Consider the following 12585-nt stretch of genomic DNA (forward strand, 5'->3'; position numbering starts at 1 on the left):
ATTGAAATAATCTTAGCGTTTAATTTCAACCATTTTGTAAACTTCGAAAGTATCATCTACAAGAATTTCGTTAAAGTTTTCAACCATCAAACCACCTTCTTGTGCATTTCCGACTTCTTTTACATCGTCTTTATAATGTTTCAAGCTAGCAATAGCGCCATCATGGATTACAACACCGTCACGAATTACACGAACGCTGGCATCACGTTGTACTTTACCACGAATAACCATGAACCCAGCAATAGTACCAACCTTAGAAACATTAAAGGTTTCACGGACAATTGCTTCACCGATGATTTCTTCTTTGTATTCTGGGTCAAGCATACCACGCATTGCTGTTTCAATTTCTTCAATGACTTTATAGATGATGCTGTGAAGACGAATATCTACATCTTCATGTTCTGCTTGCTCACGCGCAAGACCTGTAGGACGAACATTGAAACCAATGATAATCGCATTTGAAGCTGCTGCTAATGAGACATCAGACTCACTGATAGCACCTACTGCAGCATGGACGATATCAACTTTTACGCCTTCAACATCAATTTTTTGTAATGAAGCAGCCATTGCTTCAGCTGTACCTTGTACATCTGCTTTGATGATGATGTTAACTGTCTTAACTTGTCCTTCTTTAAGAGTATCAAAGAGGTTATCAAGACTGACACGACGTGTGCTTTGACGTTTAATCAATTGTGCACGTTTCGCACGTTCTTCACCTGCCGCACGAGCAGATTTTTCGTCTTCAAAGACGGCAAAGTGATCACCCGCTTGAGGTACATCAGAGAGACCTGTCAATTCGACTGGTGTTGATGGTAAAGCTTCCTTGATACGACGGCCTAAGTCATTTGTCATCGTACGTACACGTCCGTAAGTATTACCGACAACAATTGGATCTTGAACATGAAGTGTACCTTGTTGAACCAATAGTGTTGCGATTGCACCACGTCCTTGGTCAAGACGGGCTTCAACTACTGTACCAATAGCGCGTACTGTAGGATCTGCTTTAAGTTCTTGCATTTCTGCAACAAGCAAGACAGTTTCCAAAAGAGCATCAAGATTTTGATTGAATTTAGCTGAGATTTCAACGAATTCAGATTCTCCACCCCATGCCTGTGACATTATGCCGTATTCAGCTAATTCTTGAATAACACGTTGTGGGTTTGCACCTGGTTTATCAATTTTGTTAATTGCAACGATGATTGGAACACCTGCAGCTTTTGAGTGATTGATAGCTTCGATAGTTTGAGGCATAACACCATCATCAGCAGCAACAACCAAGATAGTAATATCGGTTACTGAAGCACCACGTGCACGCATGCTAGTGAAAGCTTCGTGTCCTGGAGTGTCCAAGAAAGTAATTTTCTTATCGCCTGTTTTGATTTGATAAGCACCAATATGTTGCGTGATACCTCCAGCTTCGCCTTCAGTTACACGTGATTCACGGAAACGGTCAAGCAAAGTTGTTTTACCATGGTCAACGTGTCCCATAATAGTAACCACAGCTGGACGTTCTACCATCTCGTCTTCATTAAGATAACCTTCCTCAACAAAGAGACGTTCGATATCAGATTCATCTTCTTCAACTTTTTTAACAGGTGTGATACCGTAATCCATGAGGATTAATTCTAATGTATCTTCATCCAATGATTGGTTTTGGTTAACCATTGTACCCATCATAAAGAGTTTTTTAATAATTTCAGCCGGTTCACGTTTGATTGCTTTTGCGATATCTTGAACGTTCATTCCTTCAGCATACTCTACTGCTTCTGGTAATTCATGGAATTTACGTGTTGAAACCGGAGTAGCTGCTTGTTGGTTTCTTCCACCACGGCGGCCTTTTTGATTCCAGTTTGAATTTCGTGCATTACGTACTTGGTTACGATTATCATTGACACGGAGTGGTCCACCTGGGCGGCGGCCGTCTGAAGACTTATCATGGTCATTTTTCTTACGATCACGGTCGCGACGATTGTTACTCTTGCCTGAATTTGCAGGGGCTGAGAAAACTTCTGTTGAAGGCTTGCTTTCAAACTTATTACCACCACCACGATTTTGGTTATCGTTGTTACGACGGTTATCATTTTGATTGCGTCCTTGTTGTCCACCGCGACGGTTATCGTTGTTGCCACGACGATCGTTTTGACGACGTTCTTGACGGGCAGCATCTTTTTTAGCTGCTTCTTTTTTGATATCTTCTGCGCGTTTTACGACTTTGATTTGAATCCTTGGTTTTTTATTATCCAATGCTTTTTTAGGTTCTTCTTTCACTGGCTCAGTAGTTTTTTCTTCTTGCTTTTTAGCTGCTGGAGCTGGAGCATCTGACTTTTTCTCTACTTTTGGCGCTGTTTTTTCTTGTTTTACTTCTGGTGTTTCTTTCACTTTTGGCTCAGTCTTCACTTCAGCTTCCGCTTCTGCCTTAGCAGCTTTTTCAGCTTCTTCTTTTGCTTTGATACGTGCCAAAATTGCTGGATCTTCAACGATAGCTTTTCCTGCAAATGTACGAGGTGAATCCTCTTTTTTCTTAGATGCTTTCGCTTTTGGTTGAGCAGCTTTTTCAGGAGCTGAAGTTGGAGCCGACTCGGTTGCATGTGTACCTGATTTTACATTTGCAATAATTTTTTCAGCTTCTGCTTCGGTTACTGAACTTGAGTGAGCTTTGACAGCTAAACCCAATGCTTGTGCTGCTGACACAAGATCAGCATTTTTCAATCCTGTTTCTTTTGCGATTTGATTAATACGTTTTTTATCAGACAATGTTGTCCTCCTTATTTTTAGTTAGTCATAAGGCTCTCCATTTTCTTTGCAAATCCATCATCAGCAATAGCTAACACTTTTCGGTTAGCGCCGATTGCTATTGACAGTTCATTTACTGAGAATACTTGTGATACACTTACCTCATAGTAACTTGATTTATCGGTTATTTTTTTGATCAAATTCTCTGAAGCATCATGAGCGACAAAAACTAAACTTGCTTTACCATTTTGAATGGCCTTAACAACTAATTCTTCTCCTGTGATTACTTTTCCTGCGCGCTTTGCGAGACCGAGTAAGTTTGATACTTGTTTTGTATTATCCATATTAGTCGTAGTCCGGTGCCAAGTCTGCCGAATAAGTAGCCTCTGCTAGTTCGCGGCGAGCAACTTGGTGTTCAACATACTTTATTAATTCGTCATAAAACTCATCCGCGATCTTTGCACTAAAGGTACGATCAAAGACGTGTCTTTTCTTAGCGAGTTGTGCTTCTTCATTAGATAAGGCGATATAAGCACCACGGCCATGGGCCTTACCTGTGGGATCAATCGAAATCTGACCTTCTTTATTGTAAGCAATACGCAAGAGGTCTCGCTTCGCGATTTGTTCCCCAGAAACTACTGACTTTCTCATGGGAGTCTTTCTTTGTTTCATAGGCTTATTCTTCAGTTGTTGCTTCTTCTGATGAGGCAGTTTCAGCAACTTCTTCTATAATTTCATCTACTTCTTCGACTACTGCATCAAGTTCAGCCATTTCCTTTTGGAAATCTTCTTCTGATTTGATATCGATTTTGCAGTTCGTTACATGCGCAGCAAGACGAACGTTTTGTCCGCGTTTACCAATAGCTAATGACAGTTGGTCCTGAGCAACAACAGCAATAGCTGAACCATCCTCACGGATAGCAACTTGCTCGATACGTGCAGGTTTAAGCGCATTAGCAATCAATGTTGCTTTATCTGCATTGTACTCAATAATATCCATTTTTTCACCCGCAAGTTCACGGATAATTCCTTGGATACGTGCACCTTTAGCACCAACCATTGTACCAATAGCATCAACGTTTTCGTCATGGCTTTCCACAATGACTTTAGCACGATCACCAGCATCACGAGCAACAGATTTGATTTCTACTGTTCCATCGTAAACTTCCGGAATTTCCTTTTCAAACATGCGTTTGAGCATGTCTGGTGCTGTACGGCTAATGAAAACCCGTGTACCTTTTGGTGTCAAGAGAACATCTGTAACATAGACTTTCACCTTATCACCGACATGGTAGTTTTCTTGACTGATACGATCTTTTGCTGTCAAAAGAGCATCTACACGACCCAAATTAACGTATACTGCTCGCGCATCAACTTTTTCAACAGTACCCATGATGATTTCATCTTTGTAACGGCTGTACTCATTGTAAATGATTGTGCGTTCTTCTTCACGCATTTTTTGCATAATCACTTGTTTCGCAGCACCAGCAGCTGTACGGGCAAAATCTTTTGGCTTTTCTTCAAACATGATTTTATCGCCAATTTCATAATGTGGGTTAAGTTCTTGAGCATCTTCAAGTGAGATTTCAAGACGACTGTCGAAAACTTCGTCAACTATTTCACGTGTTGAGTAAACATTAAAGTTTCCTTTTTTATCATCGAAAATAACTTTCACATTTTGTGCTTGACCGTATTGACGCTTATAAGCGGCTGTAATAGCTTGCTCAATAGCTTCAATAACAATCTCTTGTTTAATGCCTTTTTCTTCTTCTAACATTGTAAAGGCGTTAAGCATTTCCTTGCTCATTTTGTTTTTTCCTCTTTCTTGAGTTTTTTGGAAAATATTTTATTTTAATTTTAGTTTGAGAGCACGACTCTCACCGCTTATAGGTATTTTTAAAGCTTCACTAAAGTCGTGGCTTTTGATACCTTTTCGGCAGGAATTTCAACTGTTTTCTTGCGGGCCTTATCCATATATTCTATAGTCAAGGTGTTATCTTCAAACTTCAGCAAATCCCCAACAAATTCTTTTTCGCCTTCAATTTTTTGATAAAGTTTTACAAGTACATATTCACCGATGACTTTTTGAAAATGTTCTGGCTTCTTCAATGGTCGCTCAGCACCAGGACTCGCAACTTCAAGCATGTAGCCTTCAGTTGGAAACGGATCTGGTGAAATAGTGTCCAGCAATGGCGAAAGTATTTCACTCAAATCTGCTGTCTCTTGAATAGTAATTCCCTCAGCCTTATCTACCAAGATACGCAAAACCATATCTCCGCCAAGCTTTTCCCACTCAACATCGACAAGTTCAAACTCTTCTGGTAGGTGAGGCAAGATGAATTCTTCTACTGTTTTTACAAGGGTTTCTGACATCTTTTCTCCTTTCAGAAAACAACACAGAAGGAGCGTCCTCTCGAACGCTCCTTTCTATTAGTTTTTTATTTAACATAATTATAGCATATTTTTGCTTAATGTCAAGGGGTATTTCTCTCCTACAAGCAATTATTGAAAAATTATTTCTTTCTTTGTCCACCGTCCTTAAAATTCTTGAAAATCTGGAACTAAAGGTCTATGATAAAAAGAGTGCAATTTATAGGAGATTTATATGAAAATTTATTTTCAATTACTTATTATTTTTGGCTTTTCCTTTGTAGGGGACACCCTCTCAAATAGCTTACAACTTCCTGTTCCTGGAAGTATTCTTGGTATGATTTTTTTGTTTCTTGCCTTACAGTTTAAAGTTCTAAAATTTACTGATGTGGACGAGGTTGGAAGCTTCTTGATAAACAACATGACAATTTTGTTCCTACCAGCTGGAGTTGGAATCATGGCCAAATGGTCTTTGATTTCTGAATATTGGTGGCAAATTTCTCTCATCGTGCTTGTTGCTCTTGCAATTAATGTATTCGTCTTGGGGCATCTGGTGCAATTTATTAAAGTCAAATATGAAGGAGATTATCTTGATCCTGAATTGTTGAAAAATAAAAGGGGGATGCAATAATGAATGAAATTACTTCAAGCCCTCTGTTTGGTGTAACACTGACAATTTTAATTTTTATTATAGGTGTGCGCATCAATGAAAATATACGTAAACCGTGGACGAATCCCTTACTCTTCGCAACCTTAGTTATTATATTAATTTTAGTAGTGGCGAAAATCCCTTACGAAAATTACTATAAAGGGGGAAGTATTCTAAATGATCTTATCGGCCCCTCAACTGTTGCCTTAGGCATACCTTTATACAAAACTTTTCAACTCATGAAACACCATGCACGTTCGATTTTGATAAGTATTGCTGCTGCAGCTTTTATTAATACTGTAATCACTGCGCTTTTATTGAAATTTTTTGGACTTCCAAAATTAGCTGCTCTCTCACTTTTCCCAAAGTCTGTAACAACCGCTATGGCTATTGGTATCACTGAAAAAATGCAGGGCGTAACCACTATAACGGTTGTTGTGGTCGTCGTTACTGGTATTCTAACAAGTGTACTGGGTGTACCTCTTATGAAACTTTTTAGAATTAAAGACCCTGTGGCACAAGGAGTAGTACTTGGTGGGACAGGCCATGCTGTCGGCACAGGAACCGCTATCGAGCTCGGCAAAGTACAAGGTGCCATGGGAGCCTTGGCTATAGGTGTAACTGGTATTATGTATGTCATCTTTGCTCCACTTGTTGCTCATATAATACTCGGTTATTAATTTATGATAAAAAAGAGTCAGATTACTGACTCTTTTTTATTTGCCAATAACATAATGAAACTTACTTGCTTCAGCTTTAGTAAAAGTGCGATAACTCAACTTTCCTAGACCTATGACATTTGACTCTGAAATCAGAATTGACCCATCACTCCTGACTTGCTCTACAAATGCTACGTGTCCATAAGTTCTGTCCGCGCCTGCTTGTCCTGGACTAAAGCTTACAGCTGTACGCGCCCTTGGTTTCATGGTAACTTGGTAACCACTTGCTTTTTGCCAGTCACCACCATTTCCCATAGAAGTTCCAAAATTTACGCCCAATTGTCTAGCTCTATAGTAAGTATACCAGGTACATTGCCCCCATGGATAAGTGCCATTTTGTGAATAGGTACTTAAGTTTGGTAAAGGTTTGATTGCTGTATATCCTTCAGGAACAGTAGCGTTAGAGTCTGCATCATTAGCAGAACCTCCTGTATTTCCACCGCCTGAGCCTCCTGTATTGACTGCTTGATACCAAGCAACTCCCTCATACTTCCAATTACGTGCTACTAAGCTATTTTTCTCATAATTATCTGCCGTCACAAAGTGTGCCCCTAGTCCCGCTGCAGCATTAAACAAACGATAAACAGGTTTTGTACTAGTTCGTGGTGCATAAAAAGCAACACCTTCTGATCTCCAGCCTTTCTGGCTGGTTAACACTTTAACTTCATAACTATCTTTTGTATATATATGCTCTCCTGATCGTGGGTTATATACTCGATTCACCGCTATTGACCCGCTCACTGGTGTGTCATATTCTTTAAAGTTTATTCCTTCCCTCACCCAGTCACTAGACAGAGTTGGAAGGGTATTATACTCATACTTACTTGCTGTATACAAATGTTCTTTTGATACTTTGTTATAGAGCCGATAAACGTTGACTTGTGCTGCTGATGCTGCATGAGCATAACCAGTTCCTGCTAAGATCATAGCTGTAAATACCATGGCAATAATCTTTCGTTTTTTTCTTATATCCATAAATTTATCCTTAATTTAAATTGAAACCCTTTTCTTTACTATTATATTGGTATCATATCATTTTTTCATTAGAATAAAAAGCATCGAAGTTGCCTTCGAGCTTTTCAAATTATTTACGTTTACGTGCAATCAAATGGATTGGAGTTCCTTCAAAGACAAATGCCTTACGGATTTGATTTTCTAAGAAACGCATATAAGAGAAGTGCATAAGTTCTTCTTCATTGACAAAAACAACAAATGTTGGAGGTTTAACCGCAACCTGTGTTGCATAGAAGATTTTCAGACGTTTACCTTTATCGGTTGGTGTTGGATTAATCGCTACAGCATCCATGATGACATCATTCAAAACAGAACTTGAGATACGTAGATTTTGTGAATGATGAATTTCCTTAATCATATCTGGCAACTTATGGAGACGTTGTCCAGTCTTAGCTGAAACGTAGACGATAGGTGCGTAGTCCAAGAATTTGAATTTCCAACGAATATCGTCTTCGAATTTTTTCATTGTATAGTTATCTTTTTCAAGTGTATCCCACTTATTAACCACAAGAAGAATACCTTTACCTGCATCATGAGCAAATCCAGCAATACGCATATCATACTCACGAATACCCTCTTCTGCATTGATAACCATGAGAACAATATCACTTCGGTCAATCGCACGCATCGCACGCATAACAGAATATTTTTCTGTATTCTCATAGATTTTACCAGACTTCCGCATCCCTGCAGTATCAATCATAAGAAATTCTTGACCCTCGGCATCAGTAAAGCTTGTATCAATTGCATCACGGGTTGTACCAGCCACGGGACTAGCAATAACACGATCTTCTCCAAGAATAGCATTAATCAAACTTGATTTACCAACATTCGGACGACCAATCAAGCTAAACTTGATAACATCTGGGTTTTCTTCTTCTGTTTCTATCGGTAGGTTTTCAATGATTGCATCAAGTACATCACCCGTTCCTAAACCATGAACAGCAGAAACTGGGTAAGGTTCTCCTAACCCAAGTGAATAGAAGTCAAAGATTTCCATGCGGCGTTCAGGGTTATCAACCTTGTTCACAACCAAGATTATAGGTTTATCTGTACGATAAAGTATTTGTGCTACGTTCTCGTCGGCGTCAGTAATTCCAGTTTCACCATCCACAACGGCAACAATAACATCAGCTTCTTCCATAGCGATTTCCGCTTGGGCACGAATCTGTGTCATGAAAGGCTCATCTGAAAGTTCAATTCCCCCAGTATCAATGAGTGAGAATTTTTTATTCAACCACTCACCTGTGGCATAAATACGGTCACGTGTTACTCCAGGAATGTCCTCAACAATTGAGATACGTTCCCCAGCAATACGGTTAAAAATAGTCGATTTACCGACGTTTGGTCGGCCGACAATGGCTACTGTAGGTAGTGTCATTTATTTTTTTATCCTTTTCTTATCAGTAATAAGTTCATTTTCCTTATTCATCAACTTCTTCTTTTTAGTAAAAGAGAAAAAGTATGCATTGTAATTATAACATTTTACTGACTATTTTTATAGCTCTGTCTTCCCACTTTAAAAGTGAGTCAGAAAAACCAACTCACTTTTAATTATTTTTTGATATTTTTTAGAGGTATTTCCTTGACACCAAGTAAGTCTAGAGCAAAGTTGAAAAGTGGAATACCCACAATTAAACCCCAGACGCCGAAAAAATGTTCGCCCAAGAATAGAATCACAAAAGTATAAAACATAGGAATTTTTGTTTTATGCGCCATAAGATGCGGGTTAAGCACATACGACTCCAGAGCATGGATAAGAGCCACCGTTAGTAAAACAAAAATAACATCACGTATACCACCAATAGAATATCCAATAATTGATAAGGGAATACAAGATACTAAAACTCCCGCAACAGGAATAAGGCTAAGCAAGAAAATCATTACTCCTAAACTCAAGAGTTCAGGGAAACCCATGAAGCTTAGGGCTAGGATAGTTAATCCTGTATTGACTAAAGCGATAATGAACTGGGTTTCTAATACAACACCAAATCCTGTGAAAAATTTACTCACAAGATAATAAATATCTTCGAAAAACCATGAGAAATCACTCTTAAGAAAGAGACTAGAAAATTTATTGGTCTCATTCCGATCAATGGTGAAAAAGAAACTCATCAAAAAAGCAAAAACGACAATCAATAGTCCTTTCCCAAAACTCGTTAAATAGTTTACTAAGGTTCCCAGACTACTCTGAAGCTTGTCCGCAAGATTATATTCCTTAAAAAGAGTATAAATAGAGTCCATCAAGGCACTCTCACCCTTGCTGTTACTCTGATAAAACTTGCTCACCGCATTCACAAGATGGGTGATTTGGTTGATAAGCACAGGAATATATTCCGTAATACCCAGGTAAACAAGGAAAAGTATAAGCCCATAAAGAATAAAGCCACTCACTTTTCCCGGCAATTTTATTTTTCTTTCAATAAAACTCACAAAGCGGTAAGCCAAGTAACTGAAGACAAAAGTAAGGAGCATCAAAGGCAGTATACTTCTCACAAAATAGAGGACGGCAATTAAAAATGCCAAAACCACCCATCTTCTGAGTTTTTCATTTTTTATAAACTTTTGATACTGTTCCATAATTCCCCATCCTTCAACTTTCCATTTATTAAAAAGTTGTATTTTCACATATTCAAGTTTCTAAATTATATCATGTTTAGCATACAAAAAGATACATCTTAGGATGTATCTTTTGTTACTATTTTTTCTTCCCTTTTTTCATTTTTTTCTGTGCACGTTTCATGGCTTGTTTCATCGCGAATTGGGTAGCTTTTCCTTTGATGCCTCCGCCAAACATAGAGCTCATATCTGGCGTTCCAGAAGAGGCACCGCCTCCCATAAGACCTTGAAGATCCCCTAAAGCAGACATATCTGGTGTCCCCCCAGGCATATTTTTCATATTTGGCATCTTACCGCCAGCTCCGCCCATCATTTGTTGCATCATAGAATTCATATCACCATTCATAATGCCTTGCATCATGTCTTTGGATTGATTGAATTGCTTGATAAACTTATTGACTTCAATGAAGCTGTTACCCGATCCCGCGGCAATACGGCGGCGACGTGCGGGTGAAAGTTCAGCTTCAAGTTGGCGTTCTGCTGGCGTCATTGAAAGAACAATAGCACGCTTACGGGCGATGTCTTTAGGGTCTACCTTTACATTTTCAATACCTGGCATTTGTGACATCCCCGGAATCATCTTCATGATTTCTTCCATTGGGCCCATATTAGTCACTTGATCTAACTGGTCGATGAAATCGCTGTAGTCAAAGCGGTTTTCGGCCATTTTTTCAGCCATTTTCATTGACTGTTCTTCATCAAACTGCGCTTGAGCTTTCTCGATTAGCGTCAGCATATCCCCCATACCAAGGATACGTGAGCTCATACGATCTGGATAAAATGTTTCCAAATCAGTCAGTTTTTCACCAGTACCTGTAAATTTAATCGGTTTGCCTGTGATTTCACGAATAGATAAAGCCGCACCACCACGTGTATCGCCATCAAGTTTAGTGATAATTACACCGCTGATGTCTAACTTTTCATCAAATGTTTTAGCCACTTGAGCTGCAACTTGACCTGTCATAGCATCAACAACCAAAAGAATTTCGGTTGGTTCAGCAAGTGCCTTGATTTCTTGCAATTCGTTCATCAGTTTGTCGTCAATCTCTAAACGACCTGCTGTATCGATCAAAACATAATCTTTACGTTCTTCACGAGCACGAGCTAGACCATTCTTAACGATATTGACTGGCTTTTCCGCAGTTCCTTCATCGTAAACGGGAATATCTAATTGCTCACCAAGCGTTTTTAACTGATCAATGGCTGCTGGACGATACACATCGGCCGCAATCATCATTGGACGAGCATTTTGCTCTTCTTTAAGTTTTTTCGCTAGTTTACCTGCAAAAGTTGTTTTACCAGCCCCTTGAAGACCAACCATCATAATAATAGTTGGGATTTTAGGTGACTTAAGTAATTCTGCTTCGCCACCACCTAAAATCTTAGTCAATTCTTCATTGACAATAGAGATGATTTGTTGAGCAGGGTTAAGTGCCTCTGAAACTTCTGTTCCAATCGCACGCTCGCGAATCGCCTTAATGAACTTCTTCACTACAGGAAGAGCGACGTCGGCTTCAAGAAGAGCCACACGGATTTCTTTTGTAATTTCCGCTACATCTTGTTCTGTAATTTTCTTTTTTCCGCGCAAATTTTTAAAGACATTTTGCAAACGTTCTGTTAAATTTTCAAAAGCCATTTTTTATTCCAGTCCTATTATTTTATTCAGTTAATTTCATTATATCATATTCTACCAAACACCTCTCACTAGTAAAGACAAAGGTGCTTTTTATTTAAATCTCTTACAAACAGGGTTATTATACCATTTTTACTTTAAAAGTTAAATCAGCCCTAAGTCGGAGAATATTTACTGCTGTGCGCTACTTTTAATTAATTTTCTTCCGAAAGTTTCTTAATGTCCTCAGGTCGGCCAATAACAAATAAGGAATCGCCAATCATCAAGCGCGTATCACCAGAAGCAATCTCCACTTTGCCATTGATATGCTTCACGTAGCTGATATTCAAATCATACTGGCTGAAATCAGGTATTTCCGAAATAACACGGTTGTTCATTTTTCTTGAGCATACCTTGACTTCGGCAAACTCAATATTTTCAGCTATGTCTACAACATTACTAATATTTTCAAAAATCAAGCTCTCCGCTATCTTGCGACCCATTTCTACCTCTGGAAGAACAACACGATCTGCCCCGATTTTTTCCAAAAGACGATAGTGATTTTTATCCACCGCTTTAGTGATGACCTGTGGTACACCTGCATCCTTAGCAAGCATTGTTACTAATACGGAAGATTGGATATCTTCCCCGATAGCCACAATAGCCACATCAAAATCTTGTATACCAATCTCATCTAACACGCGCTCATCTTTTGCATCGGCAATAATCGCGTTAGGAACAATGTCCTTAAAGAGATTGACTCGATCTTCACTTTGATCAATAACAAGCAAGTCTGCTTCTGTTTCTGCAATAGTTTTAGCAACCGCAGACCCAAAGCGTCCCAGACCTATAACAACAAATGATTTCAT

The 12585-nt window shown here is 39.0% G+C and carries 12 protein-coding genes; 2 read left to right on the top strand and 10 right to left on the bottom strand.

The features are described from left to right. Positions 1–12: 12 nt before the first annotated feature. The 5 genes from infB to rimP all read right to left on the bottom strand — a co-directional run bounded on the left by infB (position 13) and on the right by rimP (position 5106). Entirely contained in the window at positions 13–2754 is a 2742-nt protein-coding gene (gene infB / locus I6G50_RS04990) for a translation initiation factor IF-2 (RefSeq protein ID WP_197909362.1), read from the bottom strand. Between the two features lie 17 nt (positions 2755–2771). Further along, a complete protein-coding gene (locus tag I6G50_RS04995; protein ID WP_003135551.1) occupies positions 2772–3077 on the bottom strand; it encodes a YlxQ-related RNA-binding protein in 306 nt (101 codons plus the stop codon). A 1-nt stretch (position 3078) separates the two neighbouring features. Continuing rightward, the gene (gene rnpM / locus I6G50_RS05000) at positions 3079–3405 is read right to left on the bottom strand and encodes an RNase P modulator RnpM (RefSeq protein ID WP_042753157.1); all 327 of its coding nucleotides are present in this window, start codon (positions 3403–3405) and stop codon (positions 3079–3081) included. Positions 3406–3409: 4 nt separating this feature from the next. Continuing rightward, positions 3410–4540 (bottom strand): transcription termination factor NusA, encoded by a 1131-nt coding sequence (gene nusA, locus I6G50_RS05005; RefSeq protein ID WP_003135553.1) that lies wholly within the window; start codon positions 4538–4540, stop codon positions 3410–3412. Between the two features lie 89 nt (positions 4541–4629). Further along, entirely contained in the window at positions 4630–5106 is a 477-nt protein-coding gene (gene rimP / locus I6G50_RS05010) for a ribosome maturation factor RimP (RefSeq protein WP_197909363.1), read from the bottom strand. A 232-nt stretch (positions 5107–5338) separates the two neighbouring features. On the opposite strand from rimP, the gene I6G50_RS05015 reads away from it, so the two are divergent. Both I6G50_RS05015 and I6G50_RS05020 read left to right on the top strand, forming a co-directional pair. Further along, positions 5339–5734 carry a CidA/LrgA family protein gene (locus I6G50_RS05015; RefSeq protein WP_197909364.1) on the top strand — a complete coding sequence of 132 codons (396 nt, stop codon included), beginning with the start codon at positions 5339–5341 and terminating at the stop codon, positions 5732–5734. Then, positions 5734–6432: an LrgB family protein gene (locus I6G50_RS05020; protein WP_003135556.1), complete on the top strand. Its 699-nt coding sequence runs from the start codon at positions 5734–5736 to the stop codon at positions 6430–6432. Before I6G50_RS05015 ends, I6G50_RS05020 begins: the two co-directional genes overlap by 1 nt. A gap of 36 nt (positions 6433–6468) precedes the next feature. Here I6G50_RS05020 and I6G50_RS05025 read toward each other — a convergent pair whose 3' ends face one another. The 5 genes from I6G50_RS05025 to I6G50_RS05045 all read right to left on the bottom strand — a co-directional run bounded on the left by I6G50_RS05025 (position 6469) and on the right by I6G50_RS05045 (position 12585). Further along, entirely contained in the window at positions 6469–7446 is a 978-nt protein-coding gene (locus I6G50_RS05025; protein WP_197909365.1) for a CHAP domain-containing protein, read from the bottom strand. A 109-nt stretch (positions 7447–7555) separates the two neighbouring features. Further along, positions 7556–8866, bottom strand: coding sequence for a ribosome biogenesis GTPase Der (gene der, locus I6G50_RS05030; protein WP_003135558.1), 1311 nt, complete (start codon positions 8864–8866; stop codon positions 7556–7558). Positions 8867–9039: 173 nt separating this feature from the next. Next, entirely contained in the window at positions 9040–10065 is a 1026-nt protein-coding gene (locus I6G50_RS05035) for an AI-2E family transporter (RefSeq protein WP_197909366.1), read from the bottom strand. 118 nt (positions 10066–10183) lie between these two features. After that, positions 10184–11740, bottom strand: a complete 1557-nt coding sequence (ffh, locus tag I6G50_RS05040) for a signal recognition particle protein (protein ID WP_081166393.1) — start codon at positions 11738–11740, stop codon at positions 10184–10186. A gap of 191 nt (positions 11741–11931) precedes the next feature. Beyond that, entirely contained in the window at positions 11932–12585 is a 654-nt protein-coding gene (locus I6G50_RS05045) for a potassium channel family protein (RefSeq protein ID WP_003135562.1), read from the bottom strand.

The sequence above is a fragment of the Lactococcus garvieae genome (assembly GCF_016027715.1).
Taxonomy (GTDB): Bacteria; Bacillota; Bacilli; order Lactobacillales; family Streptococcaceae; genus Lactococcus; species Lactococcus garvieae_A.

Excerpts from the sequence above, each read along its gene's own strand:
- der (WP_003135558.1), bottom strand. The coding sequence starts at position 8,866 with ATGACACTACCTACAGTAGCCATTGTCGGCCGACCAAACGTCGGTAAA.
- I6G50_RS05020 (WP_003135556.1), top strand. The coding sequence starts at position 5,734 with ATGAATGAAATTACTTCAAGCCCTCTGTTTGGTGTAACACTGACAATT.
- I6G50_RS04995 (WP_003135551.1), bottom strand. The coding sequence starts at position 3,077 with ATGGATAATACAAAACAAGTATCAAACTTACTCGGTCTCGCAAAGCGC.
- I6G50_RS05045 (WP_003135562.1), bottom strand. The coding sequence starts at position 12,585 with ATGAAATCATTTGTTGTTATAGGTCTGGGACGCTTTGGGTCTGCGGTT.
- rimP (WP_197909363.1), bottom strand. The coding sequence starts at position 5,106 with ATGTCAGAAACCCTTGTAAAAACAGTAGAAGAATTCATCTTGCCTCAC.
- I6G50_RS05025 (WP_197909365.1), bottom strand. The coding sequence starts at position 7,446 with ATGGATATAAGAAAAAAACGAAAGATTATTGCCATGGTATTTACAGCT.
- rnpM (WP_042753157.1), bottom strand. The coding sequence starts at position 3,405 with ATGAAACAAAGAAAGACTCCCATGAGAAAGTCAGTAGTTTCTGGGGAA.
- nusA (WP_003135553.1), bottom strand. The coding sequence starts at position 4,540 with ATGAGCAAGGAAATGCTTAACGCCTTTACAATGTTAGAAGAAGAAAAA.
- ffh (WP_081166393.1), bottom strand. The coding sequence starts at position 11,740 with ATGGCTTTTGAAAATTTAACAGAACGTTTGCAAAATGTCTTTAAAAAT.
- I6G50_RS05035 (WP_197909366.1), bottom strand. The coding sequence starts at position 10,065 with ATGGAACAGTATCAAAAGTTTATAAAAAATGAAAAACTCAGAAGATGG.
- I6G50_RS05015 (WP_197909364.1), top strand. The coding sequence starts at position 5,339 with ATGAAAATTTATTTTCAATTACTTATTATTTTTGGCTTTTCCTTTGTA.